General features: G+C 74.3%; 30 protein-coding genes and 1 tRNA gene. 13 read left to right on the forward strand and 18 right to left on the reverse strand.

Annotated features, from left to right (window positions below):
* Positions 1-3 precede the first annotated feature (3 nt).
* Positions 4-447 (reverse strand): YchJ family protein, encoded by a 444-nt coding sequence (locus tag ACZ66Z_RS02125; RefSeq protein ID WP_469932029.1) that lies wholly within the window; start codon positions 445-447, stop codon positions 4-6.
* A gap of 114 nt (positions 448-561) precedes the next feature.
* Between ACZ66Z_RS02125 and ACZ66Z_RS02130 the strand changes: the two genes are divergently transcribed.
* Entirely contained in the window at positions 562-1914 is a 1353-nt protein-coding gene (locus tag ACZ66Z_RS02130) for a 6-phospho-beta-glucosidase (RefSeq protein WP_469932030.1), read from the forward strand.
* A gap of 73 nt (positions 1915-1987) precedes the next feature.
* Complete coding sequence (locus ACZ66Z_RS02135) at positions 1988-3877, forward strand: M64 family metallopeptidase (protein ID WP_469932031.1); 1890 nt, start codon at positions 1988-1990, stop codon at positions 3875-3877.
* Positions 3878-3941: 64 nt separating this feature from the next.
* On the opposite strand, the gene ACZ66Z_RS02140 is transcribed toward ACZ66Z_RS02135, so the two are convergent.
* The 3 genes from ACZ66Z_RS02140 to ACZ66Z_RS02150 form a co-directional block, all read right to left on the reverse strand.
* Complete coding sequence (locus ACZ66Z_RS02140; protein ID WP_469932032.1) at positions 3942-4748, reverse strand: SAM-dependent methyltransferase; 807 nt, start codon at positions 4746-4748, stop codon at positions 3942-3944.
* Between the two features lie 73 nt (positions 4749-4821).
* On the reverse strand, positions 4822-5058 hold the full coding sequence (locus tag ACZ66Z_RS02145) for a DUF397 domain-containing protein (protein WP_015037566.1): 237 nt from the start codon (positions 5056-5058) through the stop codon (positions 4822-4824).
* The gene (locus tag ACZ66Z_RS02150) at positions 5059-5934 is read right to left on the reverse strand and encodes a helix-turn-helix domain-containing protein (RefSeq protein ID WP_469932033.1); all 876 of its coding nucleotides are present in this window, start codon (positions 5932-5934) and stop codon (positions 5059-5061) included.
* A 270-nt stretch (positions 5935-6204) separates the two neighbouring features.
* Here ACZ66Z_RS02150 and ACZ66Z_RS02155 point away from each other — a divergent pair, with 270 nt between their 5' ends.
* Genes ACZ66Z_RS02155 through ACZ66Z_RS02165 form a run of 3 tightly spaced genes read left to right on the forward strand, consistent with a single transcriptional unit; the run spans position 6205 to position 7869 of the window.
* Positions 6205-6636 (forward strand): ATP-binding protein, encoded by a 432-nt coding sequence (locus ACZ66Z_RS02155; RefSeq protein ID WP_469932256.1) that lies wholly within the window; start codon positions 6205-6207, stop codon positions 6634-6636.
* A gap of 5 nt (positions 6637-6641) precedes the next feature.
* Positions 6642-7124: a hypothetical protein gene (locus ACZ66Z_RS02160; RefSeq protein ID WP_469932034.1), complete on the forward strand. Its 483-nt coding sequence runs from the start codon at positions 6642-6644 to the stop codon at positions 7122-7124.
* Between the two features lie 34 nt (positions 7125-7158).
* Positions 7159-7869, forward strand: a complete 711-nt coding sequence (locus ACZ66Z_RS02165) for a class I SAM-dependent methyltransferase (protein WP_469932035.1) — start codon at positions 7159-7161, stop codon at positions 7867-7869.
* A 54-nt stretch (positions 7870-7923) separates the two neighbouring features.
* Here the strand turns inward: ACZ66Z_RS02165 and ACZ66Z_RS02170 are convergent.
* The 4 genes from ACZ66Z_RS02170 to ACZ66Z_RS02185 all read right to left on the reverse strand — a co-directional run bounded on the left by ACZ66Z_RS02170 (position 7924) and on the right by ACZ66Z_RS02185 (position 10640).
* Positions 7924-8011: transfer RNA gene (locus tag ACZ66Z_RS02170), tRNA-Leu, on the reverse strand.
* Positions 8012-8221: 210 nt separating this feature from the next.
* On the reverse strand, positions 8222-8878 hold the full coding sequence (locus ACZ66Z_RS02175) for a class F sortase (RefSeq protein ID WP_469932036.1): 657 nt from the start codon (positions 8876-8878) through the stop codon (positions 8222-8224).
* A gap of 101 nt (positions 8879-8979) precedes the next feature.
* Entirely contained in the window at positions 8980-9540 is a 561-nt protein-coding gene (locus ACZ66Z_RS02180; RefSeq protein WP_469932037.1) for a hypothetical protein, read from the reverse strand.
* A 155-nt stretch (positions 9541-9695) separates the two neighbouring features.
* Positions 9696-10640, reverse strand: coding sequence for a beta-ketoacyl-ACP synthase III (locus ACZ66Z_RS02185; protein WP_469932038.1), 945 nt, complete (start codon positions 10638-10640; stop codon positions 9696-9698).
* 244 nt (positions 10641-10884) lie between these two features.
* Here ACZ66Z_RS02185 and fdhD point away from each other — a divergent pair, with 244 nt between their 5' ends.
* The gene (gene fdhD / locus ACZ66Z_RS02190; protein ID WP_469932039.1) at positions 10885-11712 is read left to right on the forward strand and encodes a formate dehydrogenase accessory sulfurtransferase FdhD; all 828 of its coding nucleotides are present in this window, start codon (positions 10885-10887) and stop codon (positions 11710-11712) included.
* Positions 11713-11720: 8 nt separating this feature from the next.
* On the opposite strand, the gene ACZ66Z_RS02195 is transcribed toward fdhD, so the two are convergent.
* From ACZ66Z_RS02195 to ACZ66Z_RS02205, 3 genes are read right to left on the reverse strand one after another with little or no spacing between them, the layout of a single operon-like run.
* The gene (locus tag ACZ66Z_RS02195; protein ID WP_469932040.1) at positions 11721-12104 is read right to left on the reverse strand and encodes a (2Fe-2S) ferredoxin domain-containing protein; all 384 of its coding nucleotides are present in this window, start codon (positions 12102-12104) and stop codon (positions 11721-11723) included.
* Positions 12101-12622, reverse strand: coding sequence for an isochorismatase family protein (locus ACZ66Z_RS02200; protein WP_469932041.1), 522 nt, complete (start codon positions 12620-12622; stop codon positions 12101-12103). Before ACZ66Z_RS02200 ends, ACZ66Z_RS02195 begins: the two co-directional genes overlap by 4 nt.
* Positions 12623-12650: 28 nt before the next feature.
* Positions 12651-13730, reverse strand: a complete 1080-nt coding sequence (locus tag ACZ66Z_RS02205) for a bile acid:sodium symporter family protein (RefSeq protein WP_469932042.1) — start codon at positions 13728-13730, stop codon at positions 12651-12653.
* A 123-nt stretch (positions 13731-13853) separates the two neighbouring features.
* Between ACZ66Z_RS02205 and ACZ66Z_RS02210 the strand changes: the two genes are divergently transcribed.
* The 3 genes from ACZ66Z_RS02210 (at position 13854) to ACZ66Z_RS02220 (ending at position 18066) form a co-directional block, all read left to right on the forward strand.
* The gene (locus ACZ66Z_RS02210; RefSeq protein ID WP_469932043.1) at positions 13854-14720 is read left to right on the forward strand and encodes a LysR substrate-binding domain-containing protein; all 867 of its coding nucleotides are present in this window, start codon (positions 13854-13856) and stop codon (positions 14718-14720) included.
* A gap of 495 nt (positions 14721-15215) precedes the next feature.
* Positions 15216-17039, forward strand: coding sequence for an AMP-dependent synthetase/ligase (locus ACZ66Z_RS02215; RefSeq protein ID WP_469932044.1), 1824 nt, complete (start codon positions 15216-15218; stop codon positions 17037-17039).
* Positions 17040-17271: 232 nt separating this feature from the next.
* Complete coding sequence (locus tag ACZ66Z_RS02220) at positions 17272-18066, forward strand: aldo/keto reductase (protein ID WP_469932257.1); 795 nt, start codon at positions 17272-17274, stop codon at positions 18064-18066.
* 172 nt (positions 18067-18238) lie between these two features.
* Here the strand turns inward: ACZ66Z_RS02220 and ACZ66Z_RS02225 are convergent, their stop codons facing one another.
* From ACZ66Z_RS02225 to ACZ66Z_RS02235, 3 genes are all read right to left on the reverse strand, one after another.
* Complete coding sequence (locus tag ACZ66Z_RS02225; RefSeq protein ID WP_469932045.1) at positions 18239-18463, reverse strand: hypothetical protein; 225 nt, start codon at positions 18461-18463, stop codon at positions 18239-18241.
* 74 nt (positions 18464-18537) lie between these two features.
* Positions 18538-19458 (reverse strand): class I SAM-dependent methyltransferase, encoded by a 921-nt coding sequence (locus ACZ66Z_RS02230; protein WP_469932046.1) that lies wholly within the window; start codon positions 19456-19458, stop codon positions 18538-18540.
* A 71-nt stretch (positions 19459-19529) separates the two neighbouring features.
* Positions 19530-20462 (reverse strand): AraC family transcriptional regulator, encoded by a 933-nt coding sequence (locus tag ACZ66Z_RS02235; RefSeq protein ID WP_469932047.1) that lies wholly within the window; start codon positions 20460-20462, stop codon positions 19530-19532.
* Positions 20463-20566: 104 nt separating this feature from the next.
* Here ACZ66Z_RS02235 and ACZ66Z_RS02240 point away from each other — a divergent pair, with 104 nt between their 5' ends.
* Complete coding sequence (locus tag ACZ66Z_RS02240) at positions 20567-21439, forward strand: Rossmann-fold NAD(P)-binding domain-containing protein (protein ID WP_469932048.1); 873 nt, start codon at positions 20567-20569, stop codon at positions 21437-21439.
* Positions 21440-21455: 16 nt separating this feature from the next.
* On the opposite strand, the gene ACZ66Z_RS02245 is transcribed toward ACZ66Z_RS02240, so the two are convergent.
* Complete coding sequence (locus tag ACZ66Z_RS02245; RefSeq protein WP_469932049.1) at positions 21456-22406, reverse strand: helix-turn-helix transcriptional regulator; 951 nt, start codon at positions 22404-22406, stop codon at positions 21456-21458.
* Positions 22407-22445: 39 nt separating this feature from the next.
* Here ACZ66Z_RS02245 and ACZ66Z_RS02250 point away from each other — a divergent pair, with 39 nt between their 5' ends.
* Positions 22446-22931 carry a hypothetical protein gene (locus ACZ66Z_RS02250; protein WP_469932050.1) on the forward strand — a complete coding sequence of 162 codons (486 nt, stop codon included), beginning with the start codon at positions 22446-22448 and terminating at the stop codon, positions 22929-22931.
* Positions 22928-23386, forward strand: coding sequence for a hypothetical protein (locus tag ACZ66Z_RS02255; protein WP_469932051.1), 459 nt, complete (start codon positions 22928-22930; stop codon positions 23384-23386). Before ACZ66Z_RS02250 ends, ACZ66Z_RS02255 begins: the two co-directional genes overlap by 4 nt.
* On the opposite strand, the gene ACZ66Z_RS02260 is transcribed toward ACZ66Z_RS02255, so the two are convergent.
* Together ACZ66Z_RS02260 and ACZ66Z_RS02265 are read right to left on the reverse strand one after the other, a co-directional pair.
* Positions 23373-24119 (reverse strand): class I SAM-dependent methyltransferase, encoded by a 747-nt coding sequence (locus ACZ66Z_RS02260; RefSeq protein WP_469932052.1) that lies wholly within the window; start codon positions 24117-24119, stop codon positions 23373-23375. The two genes, ACZ66Z_RS02255 and ACZ66Z_RS02260, sit on opposite strands and share 14 nt — an antisense overlap.
* 21 nt (positions 24120-24140) lie before the next feature.
* Positions 24141-24446 (reverse strand): 4a-hydroxytetrahydrobiopterin dehydratase, encoded by a 306-nt coding sequence (locus ACZ66Z_RS02265; protein WP_469932053.1) that lies wholly within the window; start codon positions 24444-24446, stop codon positions 24141-24143.
* A gap of 91 nt (positions 24447-24537) precedes the next feature.
* On the opposite strand from ACZ66Z_RS02265, the gene ACZ66Z_RS02270 reads away from it, so the two are divergent.
* A complete protein-coding gene (locus tag ACZ66Z_RS02270; RefSeq protein ID WP_469932054.1) occupies positions 24538-25353 on the forward strand; it encodes a helix-turn-helix domain-containing protein in 816 nt (271 codons plus the stop codon).
* Here the strand turns inward: ACZ66Z_RS02270 and ACZ66Z_RS02275 are convergent.
* Positions 25334-25756, reverse strand: coding sequence for a hypothetical protein (locus tag ACZ66Z_RS02275; protein WP_469932055.1), 423 nt, complete (start codon positions 25754-25756; stop codon positions 25334-25336). The genes ACZ66Z_RS02270 and ACZ66Z_RS02275 overlap by 20 nt on opposite strands.
* Positions 25757-25867: the final 111 nt, after the last annotated feature.

Below are 25867 nucleotides of genomic sequence, written 5' to 3' on the forward strand. Positions count from 1 at the left end.
GGCTCAGTCCAGGAAGTCGCCGTCCACGTACACCCACGCGCCCTCGTGGCGGGCGAAACGGCTCCGCTCGTGCAGGGAGCCGGCCTCGCCGCCGTGGACGTAGCGGGCCGTGAAGGTGACGGTGCCGTGCTGGTGGAAGGCGGTGCCCTCGGTGGCCCCCTCGATCTCCAGGCCGGCCCACCGCATGCCCGGGTCGAAGTCGACCTCGCCCGGCCGTGTCCCCGGCGCCCAGGTGCGCAGCAGATAGGCCTCGTCGCGGACGACGAAGGCGCTGTAGCGGGAGCGCATGAGGAGTTCGGCGGTGGGCGCCGCACCTCCGGTGCCCGAGTGGAACCGGCCGCAGCACGCGCCGTACGCGGCGTCGAGACCGCAGGGGCAGGGCGAGGCCGCGGTCACGGCGGGGGCGGCGGCCGGGGACGTGCGGGGACGGGTCTTGCGTCGGGACATGGCGTCATTGTCCCCCACCCGGAGGGCCGCGACGGCGCCCGGCATGTGGACGCCGCCGTGGACGGCGGTCCGGAATCCCGCTGCCCGAAGAGCCCGCCCGAGTAGCGTACGCACATGAAACTGACGATTCTCGGAGGCGGCGGATTCCGGGTGCCCCTGGTGTACGGCGCCCTCCTCGGCGACCACGCCGAGGGGCGGGTCACCCACGTCACCCTGTACGACCTCGACGAGGGGCGGCTCTCGGCCATCGCGCGGGTCCTCGCGGACCAGGCGGAGGGGGTGCCGGACGCGCCGACGGTGACGGCGACGACGGATCTGGACGAGGCGCTGCGCGGGGCGGACTTCGTGTTCTCGGCGATCCGGGTCGGCGGTCTGGAGGGGCGGGCGGCCGACGAGCGGATCGCGCTCGACGAGGGCGTGCTCGGCCAGGAGACGGTGGGAGCGGGCGGGATCGCGTACGGGCTGCGGACCGTGCCCGTGGCGGTACGCATCGCCCGGAGGGTCGCCGAACTCGCCCCCGGCGCCTGGGTCATCAACTTCACCAACCCGGCCGGGCTGGTCACGGAGGCGATGTCCCGGGTGCTCGGCGACCGGGTCGTCGGCATCTGCGACTCCCCCGTGGGCCTCGGCCGCCGGGTCGCCCGTGTCCTGGGCGCGCACCCGGACGAGGCCTGGATCGATTACGTGGGCCTCAACCACCTGGGCTGGCTGCGGGGCCTGCGGGTCGGCGGCCGGGACGTGCTGCCGCGGCTGCTGGCCGACGAGGAGGCGCTCGGCTCCTTCGAGGAGGGCCGGCTCTTCGGTCCGGAGTGGCTGCGCTCGCTCGGCGCGATCCCCAACGAGTACCTGCACTACTACTACTTCAACCGGGAGGCGGTGCACGCCTACCGGACGGCCGAGCGGACGCGCGGAGCGTACCTGCGGGACCAACAGGGCTCCTTCTACGAGGAGATGGGCAAGCCCGCCGCTCCGGGCACCACCGCCCTCGACGCCTGGCACCGCACGCTCGCCGACCGCGAGGCCACCTACATGGCCGCCAACCGGGAGGCCGCCGGCACCGGGGAGCGCGCCGAGGAGGACCTGGAGTCGGGCGGCTACGAGAAGGTGGCGCTCGCGCTCATGCGGGCGATCGCCCGGGACGAGCGGACCACGCTGATCCTCAACGTGCGCAACGGCTCGACGCTCTCGGCGCTCGACGCGGACGCGGTGGTCGAGGTGCCGTGCCTCGTGGACGCGAACGGCGCCCATCCGGTGTCGGTGGCCCCGCTGCCGTACCACGCCGTCGGCCTGGTGACCGCCGTGAAGGCGGTGGAGCGCGAGGTCCTCGCGGCGGTGGAGAGCGGCTCGCGGGCGACCGCCGTCAAGGCCTTCGCGCTGCATCCGCTGGTGGACTCGGTGGCGGTGGCCCGCCGTCTGGTGGAGGGCTACGCGACGGAGCACCCGGGCCTTGCCTGGCTGCGAAGGTGAGAGGACCGAGCGACGGACGGACGGCTGACGAACGCCTTTACGGGGCAGGGGGCGCGGCCTAGGCTCGCGCCCCATGACCTCACAGCACAAGGGAGTTCGACGTGCGGCGGCCCGCCTCGCCGCGGTCTGTCTGCTGGCCGCCGGCCTGGTGGGGACCACGCCGGCGGCCGCCGGGACACCCGCGTCGGACGAGGGGCCGGCCGTCGTCCCCGTACAGACCACCGGGCCCGCCGACCGGCGGTTCAACCTGGTGTTCATGGGCGACGGCTACACCGCGGCGGAGATGCCGGCGTTCCGGGCGGACCTGGAGCGGCACCTCAACACCCTGTGGAGCGTCGAGCCCTTCGCCTCGTACCGCTCGTACGTCAACGTGTGGGCGGTGGAGGTCCCCTCGGCGGAGTCCGGCGTGGACTGCGACCCGGGCCTCACCGCCCCCGCCCGCGACACGGCGCTCGACATGGGCTTCTGGGGCGGCTGCGATCTGGGCAGCGTGCAGCGGCTGCTCACCGTCGACGGCCGGAAGGCCGACGCGTTCGCCGACCTCGTGCCCGGCACCAGCCGCGCCAACCGCCAGATCGTCGCCCTCGCCCACAGCGACACCTACGGCGGGGCGGGCGGGAGCCACGCCACGGCCTCCGGCGGCAACGCGCTCTCCTCGCTCATCACCCCGCACGAGATGGGGCATTCGCTCGGCGGCCTCCAGGACGAGTACGACTACTACGCGCGCGGGGTCCCGGGCGGGGCCTACGAGGGGCCCGAGCCGTCCTCCGCCCACCACACGCTCCTGACGGAGGAGCAGATGCGGGAGCAGCGGGCCAAGTGGTGGCGCTGGCTCGGCGAGGAGAGCGAGTCCGGCGGGGTCATCGGCCGCCACGAGGGCGGGATGTACAGCACGAAGGGCGTCTGGCGCCCGAGCCGGCACTCCCTCATGAAGACCCTCGGCTACGCCTTCGACCAGGTGGAGCGCGAGGTGATGGTCCGGGCGATCTCGGCGAAGGTGAACCTGGTCCAGGACCACACCCCGGACACGGCGCCGATCGGGGCGGACCGCGCGGTGTGGGTGGACACCCTGCACCCGGTGGGCGGGGCGCTCTCCGTGACCTGGAGGCTGGACGGACGGACCCTCGACACCCGCGGCGCCCGCACCGTCGACCTGCGGAGACTGCGGGTCTCCCCCGGCACGCACGCCCTGACGGCGACGGTCACCGACCCGACGCCCTTCGTGCGCGACCCGGCGGTCCGCGCCTCGGCGGCGCTCACCCGGACGGTCCGCTGGACGGTGGACCCGTCGCTGACCACCGTACGGAGCCCGGAGGCCCCCGGCTTCACCGGGCACACCCCGACCGGGTCCCCCGTCGGCGCCCGGAGCGTCGTCCACGCGGACACCACCCATGCGACGGCCACCACCCCCGCCGTGCGCTGGCGGCTGGACGGCCGGCCGGTCGCGACGGCCGGCCGCAACGACCGTGACCTGGACCTGCGTCCGCTGCGGATCGCACCGGGGACGCACACCCTCACGGCCCGGCTCGCGGGCACGGACGAGGAGTTGAGCTGGACGGTGGACGCCCGCCCGGCCACCGCCGCGTACGAGCTGTCCGAGCCGCTGCGGACGGTGCGGCGCCCCGGACGCCCCGTGGAGTACGTCTACGACGGCGCGTTCACGATGCGGCTGACCGCGCGGGACGACCGGGAGGGCGCCGTGGTGAGCCAGTTCCGGGTCGACGGCGACGGCTGGTACACGTACTACGGCTGGCCGACGGACGCCTCCGCGCCCTTCCGCTTCTCGCCGGGCGGCACGGTGATCGACGGCCTGGTGTACGGGAAGCTGGGCCGGAGCCGGGCGGTGCCGTGGGACGACGCGACCCCCGACCGCGGCACGCACACCGTCGCGTACCGGACGGTCGACGCGGCCGGCAACATCGGCCGGGCGCGGAGCTTCCTGGTGACGCTGGTGGAGCCGTAGCTCTCCCACCCGAAGGGGGCCCGCCGGCGATGCCGGCGGGCCCCCTTCGGACAGGCGGATCGGGTCAGGGCTTGCGGGCCACCGCGGCCCACCCCGGGATGGGGTCGTCGCCCTGGACCGGGACGGGCTCGCCCAGCTCCGGGTGCCACTCGGCGGTGAGCGAGACCCCGGGCTCGACGAACTCGAGGCCGTCGAAGAACGCGGCCAGCTCGTCGCGCGAGCGGGGCCGCAGGGTCAGCCCGCGCGCCTTGTACAGGGCGGCGGCCTGCGCCGCGCCCTCCGGGTTGAAGTCCCCGGTGACGTGCGAGAGCACCAGGTAGCTGCCCGGCGCGAGCTTCTCGACGATCTTGGAGACCAGTTCGTACGCGCCGTCCTCGTCCCCCACGAAGTGCAGCAGGGCGAGCATCGACAGCGCGATGGGCTGGTCGAAGTCAAGGACCTTTCCGGCCCTTTCGAGGATGACCTCGGGTTCGCGGGCGTCCGCCTGGATGTACTCGGTGGCCCCCTCCGGGGTCGAGCGCAGCAGGGCGGCCGCGTGCGCGAGCACGATCGGGTCGTTGTCGCAGTAGACGATGCGGGACTCCGGCGCGGCCTCCTGCGCGATCTGGTGCAGGTTGGGCTCGGTCGGGATGCCCGTGCCGACGTCCAGGTACTGGCGGACGCCGTGGGCGCTGAGCCAGCGGATGGCGCGGTGCATGAAGGCCCGGTTGACGCGGGCCATGTCCCGGCCCCGGGCGTCGACGGTGAGCAGCTGGCGTGCCATCGCCTCGTCGACCGGATAGTTGTCCTTGCCGCCCAGGAACCAGTCGTACATGCGCGCCGGATGCGGCTTGCTGGTGTCGATCCGTACGGCGGCGGGTTCCTGGGTCATCGGCTCTCCTGGTCGGGATGAACGGGTCGCGCTGCTACAAGAGTTACGCGATGGTGGGGCCGGGGCGGAAGGTTCAGGTGAGCAGGAAATCGGCCTGTCCGGATTTGGCGCCCTGGATGAAAGCGGCGATCTCCCCGTGGGTGTAGATGAGCGCTGGTCCTTCAGGGTCTGCGGACTGTCGCACGGCGACTCTGCCGTCGGCCAGCTTCATGGCCTCCACGCAGTTGCCCCCGTTCCCGCCGCTCCAGGGCTTGTGCCAACCCTCGGCACCGAGCTCGGCGGCGGGCATGCCGTTGTATATGCGATCCATTCACAGCTCCTTGCGGAGATTCCGGAGAATCTCCTTCGTGCGTTGTGCAGTCGCGGCCTGCGCCGCCATGCGGTCCATGACCTCCAGGTGGGACGCCACCTCGGGACGCGCGTCGAGATAGACCGCGCCGGTCAGGTACTCGCTGTAGACCATGTCCGGAAGTTCGGGCATGGCGAAGCGGAAGAGGACGAACGGTCCGTAGGTGCCGGGGTGGTGGCCGGACGCGAACTCCGCGATCTGCAGGGTGACGTTCGGCAGCTCGGACGCTTCGAGCAGCCGGTCGAGCTGGTCGCGCATCACTTCGGGCCCGTCACCGACCGGTCGGCGGAAGACCGTCTCGTCCATGATCACCCAGAGCTTCGGGGCGTCGTCCCTGGTCAGCAGGGACTGGCGCTCCATCCGCAGGGCCACATGGCGCTCGGCGTCCTCGTCCTTGCCGGCATCGCTGCCGACTCCGACCGCCCCGCTGCGCAGGATGGCGCGGGCGTACTCCTCGGTCTGGAGCAGACCGGGGACGAACTGGGGCTCGTAGGCCCGGATGAGGGCGGCCGCCCCCTCCAGGCTGACGTACATGGAGAACCAGCCGGGCAGCACGTCGTGGAACCGCTGCCACCAGCCGGGGAGGTTGGCCTCCTCCGCGAGGGCGACGAAGCCCTCCGCCTCGGAGTCCGTGATCCCGTACTCCTTCAACAGGAGCTGCACGTACGGGATTTTCAGCGCGACCTCGGCGGTCTCCATCCGCCGGACGGTGGCCGGGGCCACTCGGAGGATCTTCGCGGCCTCTTCCCGCTTCATGCCGGCCCGCTCGCGCAGGTCCTGCAGACGCTTTCCGAGGACGACCTGTCCCACCGTCGGGGCGGACCGCGGCTCGCTCACTCCCAGACCTCCCCGACGCGCTGTTTCGACGAGTGTGCCACGAAGCCGGGCCAGAGAGAACACGGCACTCTGCAATTTTCAGAGTGCCACTTGCCAAGTGTCCGACTCAGGAGGACAGTGTTCCGGTGAACCAGTACACGCTGCCGCCGTGCGCCACCGCGCCACGGCGACGGCGCCGTACGGCAGTCCTGCCCACTGTGTGAGGAAACGGTCGTGGCTTCTGGTAACGCGCAGCCCTCAGGTCTCATGAGCCCGCGAGCCCCCCGGGTCATGGCCCAGCGCCCGCAGCACCACGCCGATCCCGTCCGCCGCTTCGCCTTCGAGCTCCCGGCCCTCACCGGCTCCGTCGCCCGGGCCCGCCGGCTCGCGGAGGAGCGGCTCATCCTCTGGGGCTGCGGCCCCGAGATACGCGACACGGTCGCCCTCGTCGTCTCCGAGCTCGTCACCAACGCCGTCGTGCACACCGCGAGCGACCGCGTCGTCTGCGAGCTCCGCGAGGGCGAGGACACCCTGCGGATAGCCGTGCGGGACGAGGGCGGCCCCGCCGACCCCCGGATCCGCGACTGCGGCGAGGAGGAGCGGGGCCGCGGGCTCCTCATCGTCGACGCGCTCTGCACCGCCTGGGGCGCCGACCGCACCGGGCTCGGCACGGCGCAGGTCGTCTGGGCGGAACTCGCCCACGGCATGGGGGAGCCGTGCTGAGGTCCATGGCGATCCGCATGCTCCCGCGCTCCTTCAGGACCCCCGAGGCCCCCTCCGTGCCGGTTCCGCGCCGCGCGCCGGAGCCCCTCCTCGGCACCGGTGACCGCACCCGGGGCGCGTACGAGCTCGGCGCCACCCGCCTCTCCGTGCCCGTCGGACTCCACACCGGCCTCGGCTGCGACGCCGTCGGCGTCCCCGCCCGCTTCGGCTTCAGGATCCTCTCCCGCCTCCCCGCCAAGGGCTGCGTCTACGCCGACTCCGACTGGTGGTGGTGGCTCGTCCCCGCCGGCTCCGACCACGACCTCACCTGGCCGCTGCCCGCCTGCTACGCCCCCGGCGCCGAGATCCCGGACCGCCGCCCGCGTCTCATCCACCACCCCGACGGCACCTCCCCCTACACCCCGCCGATCCCCCTCTACCTCCTCGTCTGCCAGCTGACGGGCACCACCCCGTCCTGGCCGACGCCTCCGGTGGGCAGCGCGCTCTGACGCGTACGGACCGTGACCGCCTAGGCTCGGTGCCATGTTCACCCCGCAGGGTCCCAGCCTCCGCGAGCTGACCGTCCAGGCCCTCTCCTCGGTCGAGCACGGCTACGACCTGCTCGCGGGCACGTTCGACGCGACCCCCTTCCGCACCTCCGACCGTCTCCTCGCCGCGGTCGCCGACGCACTGGAGCCCCTGGGCCCCTTCGGCCCCGGCCTCGACGTCTGCTGCGGCACCGGCGCCGGCCTCGGCGTCCTCCGCTCGGTCCGCGCGGGCCGGATCACGGGCGTCGACTTCAGTACGGGCATGCTGGCCCGGGCCCGGGACGCCCACCCGGACGCCGACCTGGTCCGCGCCGACGCCCTGGCCCTCCCCTTCGCCCCGGCCTTCGACCTGGCGGTCAGCTTCGGCGCCTTCGGCCACTTCCTCCCGGCCGCCCAGCGCGCCCTCTTCGCCCAGGTCCACGCGGTCCTGCGCCCGGGCGGCACCTTCGCCTTCCCGCTCCCCGCGCCACCACCGGTCGGCTCCCGCCCCTACTGGGCCCTGTGGGGCTTCGACGTGGTGATGCGCGTCAGGAACGCCCTCTGGCGGCCGCCGTTCGTCATGTACTACCGCACCTTCCGCCTCGCGGACGTCCGCGCCCGGCTGGAGGACTCGGGCTTCGAGGTCGCCCTCGTCCCGGTCGAGGCCCTGGGGCGGCGGCAGGACGGCAGCCCGCGCTGCAGGCTGGTGGTGGCGCGGAAGCGGTAGGGCGACGGAAAACCGGAAGTGCCGGTCGATACGAGATCGACCGGCACTTCCGCGTGGTGTCCGAGGGGGGACTTGAACCCCCACGCCCGATAAAGGGCACTAGCACCTCAAGCTAGCGCGTCTGCCATTCCGCCACCCGGACGGGGTGATTGTCGTTCCGGGGTTTCCCCCGCGGCGACAGAGACAACTCTACCAGGGGTTCCGGGCGCCTTTCACCAGCGTTTCCCGTGGTCAGCCGGTGCCGGGCGGGGAGCCCGACGCCCCCCGACGCCGGCTCCGTGGGGCCACACTGACGACCGTGACGCGGTCCAGGCCAATCCTTCGGCGGAAGTCCGTCAGGTCGGGGACGCGGTCAGCGGACCTCGACCAGGCGGGCCGAGACCACCACGTTGCCCGCGTAGCCGCCCTCCTCGGTGAAGGCGCCGCCGCAGGTGATCAGCCGCAGTTCGGGGGCGCCCGCGTCCGCGTAGACCCGCTCGGCGGGGAAGCCCTCCTTGGGGACGACCTCCACGCCGTACACGGCGAAGACGAGGGTCCTGCCGTCCCGCCGGACGACCTCCACGCGGTGGCCCTTGCCGAGGGCGCCGAGGTCGTAGAAGACGGCCCGGCCGTTCGGGGTGTCGACATGGCCGACGACGACGGCGGTGCCGCGCTCGCCGGGGGTGACCGCCCCGGTGAACCAGCCCGCGAGCCGGTCGTCCTCGGGCGGCGGCGCCTCGATCCAGCCGTCGGGGTCGAGTCCGACCGCGGTGACGGGCGCGTCGATGCGGACGGCGGGGGCGCGGACCCGGACGGGGGGCGAGGCGGGCAGCGGGGCGGGTACGGCCACGGGGACGAGGGCGGCGAGGCCGGCCCGTGTCCCGTCGGGCGCGGCCGCGGCGAGGGGCTGCGGCGGGCCGACGGCCGCGAACTCCCCCGTGCCGCCGCGCACGAGGTGCACCCCGACGAGGAGGGCGACGGCGACGGCGCCCCAGGCGCCGCGCCGTCCCGTACCGTCCGAAGGCCCCACTTCCGCCCTCCTCCGCGTTCCGCGCGTGTTGGCGCCCCTCCGTCCCGGTCCTCGTCACACCGGGGCGGAGGGGCCGTTTCGGGTCCCCGGGGTCCCGGCCGTCAGACGCGGCCGTCGGCGTGGCGGCGGGTCAGCACGACGGCGGCGCCGAGCGCTCCGGCGATGAGCAGGGCGCCGGTGACCAGTTCGGCGGCGCCGAGCCCGTCGGCGTCCGCGCCGGAGGCGGCGGTGCCGTAGCCGGCCTTCACGCCCTTGTGGGCCCCGGTGTGCGTGCCGGTGTTCCCGCCGGTGTCGTGCCCGGCGCTCCCGCCGGTGTCGCCCTGGTCGATGGTGAGCTTGGTGGTGCCCCGCTCGCCCTTGCAGTCGAAGGTGATCTCGTACTGGGTGCCCGCCTTGGCGTCGAGGTCCACGGTCGCGGTGCCCGGACGGCCCTCGCTGAGGGTCACGGTCTCGAACACGGTGGAGGTGACCGTCACGGAGGGCACTTCGCAGCCTTCGGACGTGAGGGTGACGGTGCCGCCGGGGGCGATCGTCGCGGGGCTGACGGAGAAGCCGAACGACGTGATGTCGTGGTCGTCCTCGCCGGCCGCCGCCAGGGGCGCGACCGTCACGACGGCTACGGCGCCGAGCAGGGCGGCGGAAGCGGCACGTATCACGCGCATGGCGGTCCTCCAGATCACGGGAGGGCCCGGGGGCGGATCGGTTCCGCGCCCGGAAGGGGACGACCCTCACCGCGATCGAAGCTAGGTGCGCCCCCGGCGCGCCGCCACCGGGCTCCGCCGAACGGGGCACGGCGACCGGGAGGCCGCGACGCCCCCTACGGGACGCGGACGACCTGTCCGGCGTAGGAGAGGTTGCCGCCGAAGCCGAAGAGGAGCACCCTGCCGCCGGAGGGGAGCTCTCCGCGTTCGACCAGCTTGGCGAGGGCGAGCGGGATGGAGGCGGCCGAGGTGTTGCCGGAGTCGACGACGTCGCGGGCGACGACGGCGTTGACGGCGCCGATCTTCGCGGCGAGCGGCTCGATGATCCGCAGGTTGGCCTGGTGCAGGACGACGCCCGCGAGCTCCTCGGGGGCGATGCCGGAACGCTCGCAGGTCTGCCGGGCGAGGGCGGGCAGCTGCTGGGTGGCCCAGCGGTAGACGGACTGGCCCTCCTGGGCGAAGCGGGGCGGGGTGCCCTCGATGCGGACGGCGTGGCCCATCTCCGGGACCGAGCCCCACAGGACCGGGCCGATGGCGCCGGTGTCGGTGTCGGTGGCCTCGACGACCGCGGCGCCGGCGCCGTCACCGGTGAGGACGCAGGTGGTGCGGTCGGTCCAGTCGGTGATCTCGGTCATCTTGTCGGCGCCGATGACGAGGGCGCGGCGGGCCGCCCCGGCCCGCACCGCGTGGTCGGCGGTGGCGAGCGCGTGGGTGAAGCCGGCGCAGACCACGTTGAGGTCCATGGTGGCGGGCGAGCCCATGCCGAGGCGGGCGGCGACGCGGGCGGCCGTGTTGGGCGACCGGTCGATCGCGGTGGAGGTGGCGACGAGGACGAGGTCGACGTCGTCGGCGGTCAGGCCGGCGGCGGCGAGGGCCTTGCCGGCCGCGTGGGCGGCGAGCTCGTCGACCGGCTCGTCGGGACCGGCGACGTGCCGGGTGCGGATGCCGACCCGGCTGAGGATCCACTCGTCGCTCGTGTCGACCAGCTCGGCGAGGTCGTGGTTGGTCAGCACCTTGGCGGGCTGGTAGTGCCCGAGCGCGGCAATGCGAGTGCCCGTCATACTCGGGACCCCCTAGGTGGTTCGTTCGTCCGGCAGGATCCCCCAGTCTTGCCAGCGACTGATCGGTAACCGGTGACGTAAACCACCAACATTCCCCCGCACCGCTTGGCCGACCGTGACAAGGCCCCGGGCCCGGCACGGCTCCCCGCCCCGCCGCGGACGTGCGTTCGACGGAGGAGCGTGGCGGAGAATGGGGCCGTCAGGGCCTTCCGGCCTTCCCGCGGAGAGAATCGAGTGCGTCACGATGGGACGGGTCACCGAGCGACGGCGTGTCCTGCGGATCCGGGGCGGTGCGGTCACCACGCGGCCCGACACCCTGGTGGCGGAGGAGCCGCTGGAGATCCGGCTGAACGGACGCCCGATCGCGATCACCATGCGCACGCCGGGCGACGACTTCGCGCTCGCGGCCGGTTTCCTGGTGAGCGAGGGGGTCCTCGCGACGGCGTCGGACGTGCGGAACATCGTGTACTGCGCGGGGGCGACGGACGACGGCCGGAACACGTACAACGTGGTGGACGTGCAGCTCGCCCCCGGCGTGGCGGTCCCGGACGTCTCGCTGGAGCGGAACGTCTACACGACGTCCTCGTGCGGGCTGTGCGGCAAGGCCAGCCTGGACGCGGTCCGCACCACGGCCCGCTTCCCGATCGCCGACGCTCCCCCGCTCCGGATCTCCCCCGGGCTGCTGTCCCTGCTCCCGGAGCGGCTGCGGGCGGCGCAGCGGGTCTTCGACTCGACCGGCGGGCTGCACGCGGCGGCGCTGTTCGCGGAGGACGGCGAGCTGCTCGACGTACGGGAGGACGTGGGCCGGCACAACGCCGTGGACAAGCTGGTCGGACGGGCGCTGCGGGAGGGGCTGCTGCCGCTGGAGCGGGCCGTGCTGCTGGTGTCGGGGCGGGCCTCGTTCGAGCTGGCGCAGAAGGCCGTGATGGCGGGGATCCCGGTGCTCGCCGCGGTGTCCGCGCCGTCCTCGCTCGCCGTGGACCTGGCCGCCGAGACGGGCCTGACCCTGGTCGGCTTCCTGCGCGGGCCGGACATGAACGTGTACGCGGGCGAGCACCGGATCGTGCTCTGACGGTCCCGTCAGTTCTTCGGCGGGTCGATCATCTGGAGGGCGAGGGCGGCCGGGGGCGGGCTGACGCCGGGGCCGCCGGCCTCGGTCCAGGCGAGGACCTCGTCGAGGCAGTCGTCGTCCGCGCTCCAGCCGATCCAGGCGGCCCGGCCGCCCCGGCGCCGTCCCTCGGTGGAGGGCTGCACGACGAGGACGTCGGCCTGGGCGCAGGGGCCGAGGCAGTCGCTGGTGCGGACGACCAGCCGGCCGCCGGAGGCCGCGGCGGCCGCCCGGAGGCGGGCCAGCTGGCCCGCGTGGTCCATGCCGGGGTTCTTGCGGGCGTCGCCGCAGCAGCAGCCGCGGCAGACGACCAGGGAGCAGGGGCGGGCCCCGTACCGTATCGGGACCGGGGTCACTCGGGGCCGTCCAGGGTGATCGCGGAGACCGGGGCGACCGTGCCGAGGCGCGGGAAGTCGAGGTCGACGGAGGCGCGGTGCTCGTCGGCGGTGAGGGCGGCCATGGCGTCCTCCGCGAAGACGAGGTCGTAGCCCAGGTCGCAGGCGGCGCGCGCGGTGGACTCGACGCCGAGGTTGGTGGCGATGCCGCCGAGGACCAGGGTGGTGGCGCCGAATCCGGCGAGCAGCTCGTGGAGTCCGGTGTCCTGGAAGCCTCCGATGGTGCGCTTGACGACGACGGGGTCGCCGTCCCGGACGAGGTCGGGGACGAGTTCGCTGCCGGGCGGCTGGGCGTCGACGTTCGGCCGCTCGACGCGGATGTGGACGACGGGCGCGCCGGCGGCCCGGAAGGCGTCGGCGAGCCGGGCGGAGGCGGCGAGGACGTCGGTGCCGGGACGGGGGGCGAGGGGCAGCGCGACGATGCGTTCCATCAGGTCGACGAGGACGAGCGCGGTGCTGCCGGGATCGAGTGCGGGCATGGGAGCACCGTAGCGGCCCGGATGATCATCACGTGCCCGGCGTCGGGATTCCGGGGACCCGTCCGGGTCCCGCGGTGGCGGCGGGGCCGGGGCGGGACGCCACGGCGGGCTCCGGGTCGCGGGAGCGGCGCTTGGCGACGACCGCGCAGACCATCAGCTGCATCTGGTGGAAGAGCATCAGCGGGAGCACGGCGAGGGAGGCCTGCGGGCCGAAGAGGACGCTCGCCATCGGCAGGCCGGCCGCCAGGCTCTTCTTGGAGCCGGCGAACTGGATCGCGATCTGGTCGGCCCGGTCGAAGCCGAGGCGCCCGGCCCCGTACCAGGTCACGGCCAGCATCACCGCGAGGAGCACGGCCTCGACGGCGAGCAGCGCGCCGAGCCGCGCGGGGGTCACCAGGCGCCAGACGCCCGCGGTCATGCCCTGGCTGAAGGCGGTGTACACGACGAGGAGGATCGAGCCCCGGTCGACCTGTCCGAGGACCTTCTTGTGGCGGACGAGGAAGGCTCCGACCCAGCGGCGCAGGAGCTGCCCGGCCAGGAACGGCACGAGCAGCTGGAACACGATCTTCAGGAGCGCGTCGGCGGAGAGCCCGCCCGCGCTGTCGCCGAGGAGCAGCGCCGCGAGCAGCGGGGTGAGGACGATGCCGGCGAGCGAGGAGAACGAGCCGGCGCAGATCGCGGCGGGCACGTTGCCCCGGGCGATCGAGGTGAACGCGATGGAGGACTGGATGGTGGACGGCACCAGGCAGAGGAAGAGGAAGCCGCTGTAGAGCTGCGGGGTGAGGACGCCGGGGACGAGGCCGCGCGCGGCGAGGCCGAGGAGCGGGAAGAGCAGGAAGGTGGCGCCGAGGACGGTGAGGTGGAGCCGCCAGTGCTTGAGGCCGTCGAGGGCCTCACGGGTGGAGAGCCGGGCCCCGTAGAGGAAGAAGAGCAGGGCGACGGCCCCGGTCGACGTGCCCTTCATGACGCTCGCGGTGGTGCCCGAGGCGGGGAGCAGCACGGCGAGGACGACCGTGCCGAGCAGCGCGAGGACGTACCCGTCGACGGGCAGCCAGGACGGCGGGTGGAGGGGGCGGCGTGCGGGAGGGGCGGTCGTGCGGGGGGTCATGGGCTCCACTGCTCTGTGCACTGCGGGGGCGGGTCGCGCCCGTCCATCCTGCTCCACGGCCCGGTGATCGGGAATCCCGTACAGCGCTCTGACTGTCATCATGGTTCGCGATAACGTCGGGGGATGTACGAACCCACCCAGCTGCGCACCTTCCTCGCCGTGGCCCAGACGCTGAGCTTCACGCGGGCCGCGGGCCGGCTCGGGCTGCGCCAGTCGACCGTCAGCCAGCACGTGCGGCGCCTGGAGGAGGCGACGGGGCGCCCGCTGTTCGCCCGGGACACGCACCGCGTGGAGCTGACGGAGGACGGCGAGGCGATGCTCGGCTTCGCGCGCACGATCCTCCAGGCGCACGAGCGGGCGGCGGCCTTCTTCGGCGGGACGCGGCTGCGCGGGCGGCTGCGGTTCGGCGCGTCGGAGGACTTCGTGACGACCCGCCTGCCGGAGATCCTGGAGTCCTTCCGGCGCGAGCACCCCGAGGTCGACCTGGAGCTGACGGTCGAGCTGTCCGGGACCCTCCAGGCCCGGCTCGCCGCCGGCCGTCTCGACCTGATCCTGGCCAAGCGGCGCGGGGCCGAGAGCGAGGGCCGGCTCGTCTGGGAGGACGCGCTCGTCTGGATCGGGGCGCCGGGGCTGCGGCTCGATCCGGACCGTCCGGTGCCGCTGATCCTGTACCCGCCGCCGGGGATCACCCGGGCGCGGGCCCTGGAGGCCCTGGAGGCGCAGGGCCGGGCGTGGCGGATCGCGTGCACGAGCTCCAGCCTGAGCGCGAACGTGGCGGCGGCCCGCGCGGGGCTCGGGGTGATGGCGCACACGCGGGGCCTGGTGCCGCCGGGGCTCGTCCCGGTGCCGGCCCGCGCGGGGCTCCCGGAGCTCGGGGAGGTGGGTTTCGTGCTGCGCAAGGGGCGCCGGGGCGGGGAGACCCAGGAGGCGGCGGACGCCCTCGCGGAGGCGATCCTGGCGGGCGGCGACCGACTGCACCGGCCGCGCTGAGCGGACGGCGAGCGACGGCACCGGCCGCGCCGAGCGGACGGCGACCGACGGCACCGGCCGCACCGAACGGACGGCGAGCGACGGCACCGGCCGCGCCGAGCGGGCGGCGACCGACGGCACCGAAGCGGCCGGGCACGCGGCAACCGCTTGCCGTGCCGTCGGTGCGGGCGGGTGCCGGCCCCGGCGCGGGCGCGGCGGCGGGTGCGGGGACGACTACGGCGATAAGGCGCCACGGGCGCGCCGTCGGGGCGGGGGCGTGAGCGGCCGGTACAGATTCCGTGGAGATTCGCCCCCGGAGGGCGTACCGTCTGGTCGGTAACCACCCCGAGCCGCCTCCGACTTGACCGCCTCACCTGCCCTGACCTGTGAGAACGCGGAATGTCCCGGCTTGGTGAAGGCCCTCCCCCCGGCCGGTCGGGTGGGGTACCGTCACCCGCGCCGTACGGAGCGCGACAACGGGCTTTTCCAGCCACCGAGCCGTCGAGGAGCAGGTCAGTGCGCGAGTTCACCGTGCCGCCCGTCGAGGCGGCGCCTCAGGTCGGCGGCCTGGCGGACGCCGTGTTCGACCACGCCCTCGCCGATCCCCACCGGATCGCCTTCGGCCGGAAGGGCCCGGACGGGGTGTGGCGCGACGTGACCGCCGAGCGGTTCCGGGACGAGGTCGTGGGCCTCGCGAAGGGGCTGATCGCGGAGGGCGTGCGGTTCGGCGACCGGGTCGCGATCATGGCCCGGACCCGGTACGAGTGGACGCTCTTCGACTTCGCGCTGTGGACGCTGGGCGCGCAGCCCGTGCCGGTCTATCCGACCTCCTCCGCCGAGCAGGTCTTCTGGATGCTGCACGACGCCGAGGTCACCGCCTGCGTGGTGGAGCACGAGGACCACGCGATGACGATCGGCTCGGTGATCGACCGGCTGCCCCGGCTCCGGCGGCTGTGGCAGCTGGACGCGGACGCGGTGGGCGAGCTGACGGCGGCGGGCGCGGGCATCGACGAGGAGGTCGTGCACCGGCACCGGCGGGCGGTGACCCCGGAGACGATCGCGACCGTCATCTACACCTCGGGGACGACCGGCCCCCCCAAGGGCTGTGTGATCACCCACGCGAACCTGATGTTCGAGACGGACATGGTGAGGGGCCGCTGGGAGCCGGTGTTCCGCTCCCGTTCCGACGAGCAGGCCTCGACGCTGCTGTTCCTGCCGCTCGCGCACGTCTTCGGGCGGATGGTGGAGGTCGCGGCGGTCCGCGGCGGGGTGAAGTTGGGGCACCAGCCGGTGATGGCGGCGGCCGAGCTGCTCCCGGACCTGGCGGCGTTCCGGCCGAGCTTCGTCCTGGCCGTGCCGTACGTCTTCGAGAAGGTCTTCCACGCGGCCCGCCGCAAGGCGGAGAGCGAGGGGAGGGCAGGCCCCTTCGACAAGGCCGTCGAGGTGGCCGTCGCCTACGCGGAGGCGCTGGAGCAGAAGACCTTCGGGACCGGTCCGGGGCCGTCGGCGGCGCTGCGTGTGCAGCACCAGTTCTTCGAGAAGACGGTGTACGCCAAGGTGCGCGCGGCCCTGGGCGGGCGGGTGCGACACGCGATGTCGGGCGGTTCGGCCATGGACCGCAGACAGGGGCTGTTCTTCGCGGGCGCGGGCATCACGGTCTTCGAGGGGTACGGGCTCACCGAGTCCTCGGCCGCCGCCACGGCGAACCCGCCCGGACGGATCAAGTACGGCACCGTGGGCCAGCCGGTCCCGGGGACGACGGTCCACATCGCGGAGGACGGCGAGGTGTGGCTGCACGGCGGCCAGGTCTTCTCCGGCTATCTGAACGCCCCGGAGGCGACGGCCGCCGTCCTCAACGACGGCTGGCTGGCCACCGGGGACATCGGCGCCCTCGACGCGGACGGCTACCTGACGATCACCGGGCGGAAGAAGGAGATCCTGGTGACCTCGGGCGGCAAGAGCGTCTCCCCCACCGCGCTCGAGGAGCGGGTGCGGGCGCACCCGCTGATCGCCCAGTGCATCGTGGTCGGCAACGACCGGCCGTACATCGCCGCGCTCGTGACGGTCGACCAGGAGGCGGTGAACCACTGGCTCGCGGTGCAGGGGCGGCCGCCGCTCTCCCCGGTCGAGCTGGTGCGCGACCCGGCCCTGGAGACGGAGATCCGGCGCGGGGTCGTGGCGGCGAACACGCTGGTCTCGCAGGCGGAGTCGATCCGGACGTTCCGGATCCTGGCGCATCCGTTCAGCGAGGAGCACGGGCTGCTCACGCCCTCGCTGAAGCTGAAGCGGAAGGCGATCGAGCGGGCGTACGCGGCGGAGGTCGCGGCGCTGTACGGCTGAGGTCGCGGCCGGTGTACGGCTGAGGTCGCGGCCGCCGCACTCCCGAGGTCGCGGCCGCTGTACGGCTCACGGGAGCCGACGGAATGCGGGACGGCCGGTGATCGTTGACGCTGGGAGCACCCGAAAACCGAAGAGCCCGTACGACCCGTACGAACGGCGACGACGTAAGGACCCACCCCACGTGAGCACGGACAGCAACGTTCCCTCGGTCACCCTGAACAACGGCGTGCGCATGCCGCAGCTGGGCTTCGGCGTCTGGCAGGTGCCGGACGACGAGGCGACGGCCGCCGTGGCGACGGCCCTGGAGGCCGGGTACCGCTCCATCGACACCGCCGCGATCTACGACAACGAGCGGGGCACCGGCCGTGCCGTCGCCGGGTCGGGGATCGCCCGCGAGGAACTGTTCGTCACCACCAAGCTGTGGAACGGCGAGCAGGGCTACGACTCGACGCTGCGCGCCTTCGACGCCTCCCTCGACAAGCTGGGGCTCGACTACGTCGACCTCTACCTGATCCACTGGCCGGTGCCCGCGAAGGACGCGTACGTCGACACGTACCGCGCGTTCGAGAAGATCCACGCGGACGGGCGCGCGAAGGCGATCGGCGTCTCGAACTTCCTGCCGGAGCACCTGGAGCGGCTGATCGGCGAGACCTCGGTCGTGCCCGCCGTCAACCAGATCGAGCTGCACCCGCAGCTCTCCCAGCGGGAGGCGCGCGACGCGCACGCCCGGCACGGCATCGCGACCGAGGCGTGGTCGCCGCTCGGCTCCGGCAAGGGCCTCCTGGACGTCCCGGCGATCGTCGCGATCGGCCGCAAGCACGGGCGGACGCCGGCCCAGGTGGTGCTGCGCTGGCACCTCCAGCTGGGGAACGTGGTGATCCCGAAGTCGGTCACCCCCTCGCGCATCCGCGAGAACATCGACGTCTTCGGCTTCGAGCTGGACGCCGAGGACCTGGCGGCGATCGCCGCCCTCGACGAGAACCGCCGACTCGGCCCGGACCCGGCGGAGTTCAACGTCGGCGCCTGAGCCCGAGGGGGCCCGGCGGCCGCACCGGCGGGTGCGGCCGCCGGGCCCCCTCCGTAGCCGTGCACGCCGAGTTCGGTCACGGACGCGAAGAGGTGTTCCCGGACCTCCGCGCCGGGCGCGCCCTCGGCGAGGGGCCCGGCGTCGACGGCGTCCATCGCCCGGAGGAGGTCCTTCACGCCCTCCTGCCCGGGGTACGGGTCCCAGCAGGCGCCCATGTGACGGCGGACGCCCTCCAGGAACCGGACGAAGGAGTCCAGGTCGCGGACGAGCGGACCTCGCGGCCGACGCCGCCGTGCTCCTCGGGCAGGGCGCCGAGACGGGCGCGGAGCTCGGCGCGGTCGTGACGCAGGACCCGGGCGGGGTCGTCGAGCAGGGTACCGAGATCGGGATCGGTCACCGGCTCATCGTGCCAGTCGCCCCGCCGGGCGGGGCGTCCGCCGGGACCCCCGCCGTACCCGGGCGCCGGGCGGCTCAGCCCTTGCGGGCGGTGTGCACGGTGTGGGCGGTGAGGTGGAACAGGTCCGTGCGGTGGTGCAGGGACAGCGCGTCGGCCGGGTCGAGCAGCCGGTCGAGCGTCTCCTTGTCGTCGGCGTCGAGCCGGGCGGCCAGGCCGTCCCTGAGGCGCTCGTAGTGGGCGAGGACCAGCTCCCGGACGGCCGGGGACACCGGCGCGGGGACGTCGACGAGGAACGTGCGGGTGCCGGCCGGGGTGAGGCCGGCGGCGGCGAGCAGCGCCCGCCAGTCGTCCGACTCGTCCTCGAAGCCGGGGAGTTCGGCGCGCATCTCGCCGAACCACGCGGTGTGGGCGGCGTCGAGCCGGGCCTCCAGGCCGGGCCTGCCGATCCCGATGTTCCGGGGCAGGTGGCGCCGGGGCAGGCCGCCCTCGACGAGGACGACGAGGCCACCGGGGTTCAGGACGCCGGCGAACTCGGCGAGCGCGGCGCTCTGGTCGCCCATGTGGTGCAGGGAGTTGCCCGCCCAGACGAGGTCGGCCCGCCCCAGGGCCGCGATTCCTTCAGGGAGTTCGGCGTGCAGGGTGGAGACCCGGGCGCCGAGGCCCCGGGCTTCGGCGCGGGTCCGGGCCAGGGCGAGGAGTTCGGGGGCGCCGTCGACGGCGACCGCCTCGGCGGCCGGGAAGGCCTCGGCGAGCAGGCCGGTCACCACCCCGGGGCCGCTGCCGACGTCGAGGATCCGACGGACGCCCTGCACCGGCACGAGGGTGCCCAGCCAGGCGGCGGCCTCCGCGTACGCGGGGCTCGCGATCTCGGCCTGCCGCTCCAGGAGCGAGGCCATCTCGCTCCAGTCGAGGTGGGTGCCGTCGTGGGGGCCGTGACCGTGGTCGTGGCGGGGACCGTGCTGGTGGCCGGGGTGGGAGGCGCGGTGCTGACTCATGGCCCCAGGGTGCGTCGGGGCGGCCGTGAGCGCGAGGAGTGTTGCCGGTCCGGCAAGAAGATCCCGGCCGCTCAGGCGCGGCTCCGGTGTTCCTGCGGGCTGATGCCCCGTACGCGCTTGAAGGCGGCGCTCAGGGCGAACGCGCCGCTGTAGCCGACCCGCCGGGCGACGGACTCGACCGTGGCGTCCGTCTCGCGGAGCAGGTCGGCGGCGAGCGCGAGCCGCCAGCCGGTGAGGTACGCCATCGGGGGCTCGCCGACGAGTTCGGTGAACCGACGGGCGAGCGCGGCCCGGGACGCGCCCGACTTCGCGGCGAGCGAGGCGACGGTCCACGGGTGGGCGGGGTCGTCCTGGAGCAGCCGGAGCGCCCGGCCGACCACCGGATCGGCCATCGCGCGGTACCAGGCGGGGGCCTCGGCCCCCGGCCGGGAGAACCAGGCGCGGACGGCGGCGATGAGCAGCAGGTCGAGGAGCCGGTCGAGGACGACGCTCTGGCCGGGTTCGTCGCGGGAGATCTCCTCGTCGAGGAAGGGCATGAGGGGGCGGTTCCACACGTCGGCGGGCAGGTGCGCCAGGCCGGGCAGGGCGTCGAGGAGCCTGCGGCCGACCTCGCCGTCCATGAGGTAGGTGCCGACGAGGACGGTGGTGCCGCCGTCCGGGGCGTTGCCCCAGGTGCGGACGCCGAGGCGCATGGACTGGGCGAGCGGCTCCCCGGAGAGGGTGGTGCAGCCGCCGTCGGGGCCGATCCTGGCGCGGGGCGGGGCGTCGGGGGCGTGGGCGACGGTGTACGGCTCGGGGCCGCGGGCGACGGCGAAGTCCCCCGCGCGCAGCAGGACGGCGTCGCCGGTGTCGGGGACGATCCAGGCCTCGCCCTCGGTGACGCACATGAGGCAGATCGGGGCTTCGTCCTCGATGCGCACGGACCACGGCGGTTCCATGATCATGCGCAGCAGGAAGGCGCCCTTGGCGCGTGGCCCGTCGAGGAGTCCGGCGAGTGCGTCCATGGGGCGCAAGCGTAGGTCGTCGGCGGGGCGGGCCGAGACGGAGGCGTAGGGAGCCGAGACGGCGGAGCATGGGCGGGCGGGGTTCCGGGCGGGAGTCTTGAGCCATGACGACGCAGACGAACCACACGCCGGACACGCAGAACACTCAGAACGCTCAGAACACGACGATCCTGGTGACGAGCGCAACCGGCAAGACCGGGCGGCGCGTGGCCGAGCGGCTGGCCGCCCGCGGCACGACGGTCCGCGCCGGGTCCCGGAGCGGGGCGACGGTCTTCGACTGGGAGGCCCCGGAGACCTGGGCCCCGGCGCTGCGGGGCGCGGACGCCGCGTACGTGGCCTACTACCCGGACCTGGCCGCCCCCGGCGCGGTCGAGGCGATGGACGCCTTCGGCCGGCTGGCCGCGGAGGGCGGGGTCCGGCGGCTCACCCTTCTCTCCGGACGCGGGGAGCCGGCGGCGGTCCTGGCGGAGGAGGCCCTGCGGGCGGCGGCCTCCGGGATCGAACTCGCCGTCGTGCGGGCCTCGTTCTTCGCGCAGAACTTCTCGGAGGGACTGCTCGCGGAGGGCGTCGCCGAGGGCGCGGTCGTCTTCCCCGCCGGTGACACGGCCGAGCCGTTCGTCGACGCGGACGACCTGGCGGACGTGGTCGTGGAGACGCTGACGGCGGACGGGCACGCGGGGCGGGTGCACGAGGTGACGGGCCCCCGGCCGGTCGGCTTCGCGGAGGTGGCGGCGGAGATCTCCCGCGCCTCGGGCCGTCCGGTGGTCTACCGGCCGGTGTCCGAGGGCGAGTACGCCGGACTGCTCGCCGGGTTCGGGCTCCCGGTCCCCGAGGCGGAGTGGCTCGCGGCGCTGTTCGCGACGCTCCTCGACGGCCACAACGCCTCGGCGACGGACGGCGTGAAGCGGGTCCTGGGCCGCGAGCCGCGCGCCTTCGCCGACTTCGCGGCGGGCGTCTGGGGCGGGCCGGCGGCCTGAGGACCCGGTCCTCCGTTCAGGCGTAGAGCGCGGACAGGGTCCGTACGGTCGCGGCGACGCGGTCGCGGAGCTCCCCGGGCGCGAGGACCTCCACCTCCGCGCCGAGTCCGAGGAAGGTGGCGTGGGCGTGTTCGAGCGATTCGACGGGGAGGGTCGCCCGGGTCCAGCCGTCGGGCTCGGGGGTGCCGCCGGCGGCGAGTGCCCGGGCGGCGGCGCCGGTGAGGCGGGCGGCCCCGCGCGGGGAGATCCGTACGACCGCCTCGTCCCGGTGGAGCCGGCCGTGGAAGTCCTCCTGACTCGCCCGCCAATGGGCGGCGAGGTCGAAGCCGGCCGGGATCTCCGCCTCCTCGTCGGTGACGGCGAGGGCGAGGATCTGGTCGACGCGGTAGGTGCGCGGGCCGGGCCCGGCGACCAGGTACCAGCGCCCGGCCTTGAGGACGAGTCCGTACGGCTCCAGGCGCCGGTCGACGTCCGTGGGCTCCTTCCAGCGCCGGTAGCGGACGTCCAGGACCCGCCCGGCACGGACCGCGTCGGCGACCTCGGGCAGGAACGGGGCCTCGGTGGACTCGGCGTACCAGCCCGGGGCGTCGATGTGGAAGCGGGCCCGCAGCCGGTCGACGTGTGCGCGCAGCGGCGCGGGCAGCGCCGCCCGCAGCTTCAGCTGGGCGTCCGCGAAGTGCGGGCCGAGCCCGAGTTCGTCGGCGGCGACGGGCAGGCCGGCGAGGACGAGCGCCTCGGCCTCCCGGGCGTACAGCTCGGCGAGGCGGTGCCGGTACCCGGGGAGCAGCCGGTAGCCGCCGCGGTGCCCGGCGTCGCCGTACAGCGGCACTCCGGCGGCCTGGAGCGCCTCCACGTCGCGGTAGACGGTGCGGACGGAGACCTCCAGTTCCCCGGCGAGGCGGGCGGCCGTCATCGGACCGCGGGTCTGGAGCAGCAGGAGGAGCGAGACGAGTCGGCCGGACTTCACTGACACACGGTGTCAGTGGAGGGTCCTTACGGTCCAGTCATGGCTTTCGCAGAGAAGAACCTCTTCGTGCTACCGCCGGTGGAGATCGCCGGGCGGCACCTCAAGCGCTACCACGTCACCGCGGACCCGGCGGGCGTCGAGCCGGAGGTGGAGAAGGCGGCGTACGCGCTGCTTCCGGAGCTGCTGCCGGAGCCGGACGGCGCCCCGGCGGCGGGCTTCGTGGTGCTGCACCGGGGCGGCGACAGCGGCGCGTACCTCAACGCGTACAGCTGGGTGTGGGACAACGTGCTCCATTTCGGCGGCGGGGCCGCGGGGCAGCCCGCCCTGGACTGCCCCGACACCGATCCGGCGCGCTTCGTCCGGACCGACCGGCCGTGGATCGGCTGCGTGTGGGAGCTCGCGCCGCTCGAACACGAACGGAGCGCCTGGATACGGCACGTGCTGGCGCCGGAGGCACCGGACCTGGCCGGTTACCTCGGGGACGCGCTGCGCCCGGGCACGACGGGGACGGGGGCGGGCCGGTGACGCACCGCGGCTTCGACTTCCTCGACGGCGAGTGGACCGTCCGCAACCGGCGGCTCGCCGACTTCCTCGATCCGGACAGCGGCTGGGAGGAGTTCGACGGGCACACGACGGGACGGCTGTTCCGGGACGGCCGCGCGCACGTCGACGAGATCGTGTTCCCGTCGAAGGGCTTCAGCGGGCTGACGCTGCGGCTGTACGAGCCGGAGACCGGCGAGTGGACGCTGAACTGGTCCAACAGCCTCACGGGCAGGCTGGATCCCCCGGTGCGGGGCCGGTTCGCGGCCGACGGGACGGGCGAGTTCCACGGCGCCGACGGTTACGCCGGGCAGCCGGTGCGGGTGCGGTTCCGGTGGTCGGGGATCAGCACCCGCACGGCCCGCTGGGAACAGGCCTTCGCGGCCGGGAGCACCGACGCGTGGGTGACGAACTGGGTGATGGAGTTCAGCCGCGCCTGACGAAGCTCGCGAGCCGGTAACGGGGGTCGGCTCGGGGGCGGTCCTGGTCCGGGAGGGCGGCCAGGGCGGCGGCGAGCGTCCCGGTGGTCGCCGGGTCTCCGGTGAACCAGGAGGCGAAGTACCCGGCGCGCAGCTTCCGGGCGGTGTCGCGCGGGGTGCTGCCCTGGCCGTGGCCGGTGAAGCGGGTGCCGGGGGCCGGGTCGAGGCCGTGGGCGGCCGCGTACCCGGTGATCAGGTCGGCGCGGTCGGAGGCCGCGTCGGCCGCGCGGTACGGGCGGAGGACGGCGTCGATGTCGCTGCCGACGTCGTGGGCGGAGTCCTTGTCGACGGTGACGACGAGGACTCCGCCGGGGCGCAGCACCCGGGCCGCCTCGGCGACGACGTCCGCCGCGAAGGGGACGAGGTGCAGCAACCAGACGGCCGCGACGGCGTCCAGGGAGGCGTCGGGCAGCGGCAGCCGCCGGGCGTCGGCGCGTACGGCGCGGCCGGGCGTCCGGCCGGCGGCGGTCCGCGCCATGGCGTGGGCGGCGTCGGCGCCGTAGACGCGCAGGCCGGGCCGGGCGAGGCGTTCGGTGACGAGTCCGGTGCCGCAGGCGAGGTCGAGCAGGGTGCGGGCGGCGGGCGGGACGAGTCGCAGGACGGCCTCGGCGGCCGCCTCGGCGCGGGGCACCCCGCCGCGGGTCCGGTCGTAGTGCGCCGCTTCCGCCTCGTAGTCGAGCACGGTCTCCGTCATGCCCGCGAGCCTAGGCGGGGGTCAGGTCGCGCCGTGGCCGGGGGCGATCCGTTCGACGCGGTCGGCGAGTTCGAAGTCCTTCTCGGTGAGGGCTCCGCCGGCGGAGTGGGTGCTCACGGCGAGGGCCACCGTGTCGTAGCCGAGGGTGAGGTCGGAGTGGTGGTTCAGCTCCTGCTGGATCTGGGCCACGTGGACGACGAGCGCGGTGGCGGCGAAGTGGTCGCCGAGCTCGTAGGTCCGGGTGAGCCGGTCGGCGTCGAGGGACCAGCCGGGGAGCTCCCTGAGGCGGTCCTCGATCTCCTTCTGCGACAGCGGCTGTGTGGGCACGGCGGTGCTCCCTCCGGTCGGGTGACGGGGTGACGGACAGGGGCCCCGGGGGGAAACTACCCGGGGTCCCCCTCTGGGATACCGTCTGGGCATGACAACTGTCGTGACCGACACGGGAGTGGGGCCGCTGCTGCGCGGATGGCGTGAGCGGCGGCGGCTGAGTCAGCTGGAGCTGGCGCTGCGCGCGGACTCCTCGGCGCGGCACATCTCGTTCGTGGAGACGGGCCGCTCCCGGCCGAGCGAGGAGATGGTCCTGAGGCTCGCCGAGCACCTGGAGGTGCCGGTGCGGGAGCGGAACGCGCTGCTGCTCGCGGCGGGATACGCGCCCCGGTACGCGGAGTCGCCGCTGGACGCGCCGCGCCTGGAGACGCTGCGCTGGGGCATCCAGCAGCTGCTCGACGGCTACGAGCCGTACCCGGCCCTGGTGGTGGACGGCACGTACACGGTGGTGGCGGCCAACCGGGGGATCGGGCTGCTGCTCGACGGGCTTCCGGAGCACCTGCTGACCCCGCCGACGAACGCGATGCGGCTCACCCTGCACCCGGAGGGCCTGGCGCCCCGGATCCGGAACCTGCGGGAGTGGCGGGGCCACCTCCTGGCCCAGATGGAGCGTCAGATCGCGCTGGCCCGTTCCGAGCCGCTGCGGGAGCTGTACGAGGAGGTGGCGGCCTATCCGCTGCCCGAGCGGGTCGGTCCGGAGGACCGGCCGGAGGCGGAGCCGTACCCGTACTTCGCGCTGCCGCTGCGGATCGAGCACGACGGCCGGGTGCTGTCGTTCGTGTCGTCGATCTCGACGTTCAACACGCCGATGGACGTGACCGTCGCCGAGCTGGCCATCGAGACGTTCCTCCCGGCCGACCCGGAGACGGTCGCGTACCTGCGCTCGCTCAGCGCGCCGCTGCCCTGAGGGCCGCCCACTGGAGTCCGGCGAAGCCGGCGACGGTGGCCGCCTGCACCGGGGTCCAGAACAGGCCGGCGGTGGTCGGCTCCAGCCAGGCGACGAGGGCGACGACGCTGAGGACGGCCCAGATCACGTTGGCGTCGACGACGAGCTTCACGGCGAGCGCCGGGGGCTGCGGGCGGCTCGCGAGCAGGGCGACGCCCGCGGCGAACGCGGTGAGGAAGAGGCCGAGTTCGAGGAGGAGCCCGGCGTCGACGCCGAGGAGTTCGCCGAGGGGGCCGGAGGCGGTGAGGTAGGCGATCCCGTTGGCTCCGGTGACGACGGCGTCGAGGGCGAGGAAGCGGCGCACCGCGGACCGGGGGCGGGTGGTGCGGGCGGTCCTCAAAGATCGGCGCAGGGCCTGGGACATGGCGGATCACCCTCCAGAGGGGGACGTTCGTGCGGGTGGTGGACCCGGAGCCCGAGCGGAGTGCGCCGCCCGGGTTCCGGTGTCCCCGAGCATGCCGGGCGGCGCGGAGGG

The sequence above is a fragment of the Streptomyces sp. NPDC107498 genome (assembly GCF_055582805.1).

What these genes read in the sequence shown, in the direction of transcription:
- ACZ66Z_RS02125 (WP_469932029.1), bottom strand. Translation starts at nt 447, where the DNA reads ATGTCCCGACGCAAGACCCGTCCCCGCACGTCCCCGGCCGCCGCCCCC.
- ACZ66Z_RS02130 (WP_469932030.1), top strand. Translation starts at nt 562, where the DNA reads ATGAAACTGACGATTCTCGGAGGCGGCGGATTCCGGGTGCCCCTGGTG.
- ACZ66Z_RS02135 (WP_469932031.1), top strand. Translation starts at nt 1,988, where the DNA reads ATGACCTCACAGCACAAGGGAGTTCGACGTGCGGCGGCCCGCCTCGCC.
- ACZ66Z_RS02140 (WP_469932032.1), bottom strand. Translation starts at nt 4,748, where the DNA reads ATGACCCAGGAACCCGCCGCCGTACGGATCGACACCAGCAAGCCGCAT.
- ACZ66Z_RS02145 (WP_015037566.1), bottom strand. Translation starts at nt 5,058, where the DNA reads ATGGATCGCATATACAACGGCATGCCCGCCGCCGAGCTCGGTGCCGAG.
- ACZ66Z_RS02155 (WP_469932256.1), top strand. Translation starts at nt 6,205, where the DNA reads ATGGCCCAGCGCCCGCAGCACCACGCCGATCCCGTCCGCCGCTTCGCC.
- ACZ66Z_RS02160 (WP_469932034.1), top strand. Translation starts at nt 6,642, where the DNA reads ATGGCGATCCGCATGCTCCCGCGCTCCTTCAGGACCCCCGAGGCCCCC.
- ACZ66Z_RS02165 (WP_469932035.1), top strand. Translation starts at nt 7,159, where the DNA reads ATGTTCACCCCGCAGGGTCCCAGCCTCCGCGAGCTGACCGTCCAGGCC.
- ACZ66Z_RS02180 (WP_469932037.1), bottom strand. Translation starts at nt 9,540, where the DNA reads ATGCGCGTGATACGTGCCGCTTCCGCCGCCCTGCTCGGCGCCGTAGCC.
- ACZ66Z_RS02185 (WP_469932038.1), bottom strand. Translation starts at nt 10,640, where the DNA reads ATGACGGGCACTCGCATTGCCGCGCTCGGGCACTACCAGCCCGCCAAG.
- fdhD (WP_469932039.1), top strand. Translation starts at nt 10,885, where the DNA reads ATGGGACGGGTCACCGAGCGACGGCGTGTCCTGCGGATCCGGGGCGGT.
- ACZ66Z_RS02200 (WP_469932041.1), bottom strand. Translation starts at nt 12,622, where the DNA reads ATGCCCGCACTCGATCCCGGCAGCACCGCGCTCGTCCTCGTCGACCTG.
- ACZ66Z_RS02205 (WP_469932042.1), bottom strand. Translation starts at nt 13,730, where the DNA reads ATGACCCCCCGCACGACCGCCCCTCCCGCACGCCGCCCCCTCCACCCG.
- ACZ66Z_RS02210 (WP_469932043.1), top strand. Translation starts at nt 13,854, where the DNA reads ATGTACGAACCCACCCAGCTGCGCACCTTCCTCGCCGTGGCCCAGACG.
- ACZ66Z_RS02220 (WP_469932257.1), top strand. Translation starts at nt 17,272, where the DNA reads ATGCCGCAGCTGGGCTTCGGCGTCTGGCAGGTGCCGGACGACGAGGCG.
- ACZ66Z_RS02230 (WP_469932046.1), bottom strand. Translation starts at nt 19,458, where the DNA reads ATGAGTCAGCACCGCGCCTCCCACCCCGGCCACCAGCACGGTCCCCGC.
- ACZ66Z_RS02235 (WP_469932047.1), bottom strand. Translation starts at nt 20,462, where the DNA reads ATGGACGCACTCGCCGGACTCCTCGACGGGCCACGCGCCAAGGGCGCC.
- ACZ66Z_RS02240 (WP_469932048.1), top strand. Translation starts at nt 20,567, where the DNA reads ATGACGACGCAGACGAACCACACGCCGGACACGCAGAACACTCAGAAC.
- ACZ66Z_RS02250 (WP_469932050.1), top strand. Translation starts at nt 22,446, where the DNA reads ATGGCTTTCGCAGAGAAGAACCTCTTCGTGCTACCGCCGGTGGAGATC.
- ACZ66Z_RS02260 (WP_469932052.1), bottom strand. Translation starts at nt 24,119, where the DNA reads ATGACGGAGACCGTGCTCGACTACGAGGCGGAAGCGGCGCACTACGAC.
- ACZ66Z_RS02270 (WP_469932054.1), top strand. Translation starts at nt 24,538, where the DNA reads ATGACAACTGTCGTGACCGACACGGGAGTGGGGCCGCTGCTGCGCGGA.
- ACZ66Z_RS02275 (WP_469932055.1), bottom strand. Translation starts at nt 25,756, where the DNA reads ATGTCCCAGGCCCTGCGCCGATCTTTGAGGACCGCCCGCACCACCCGC.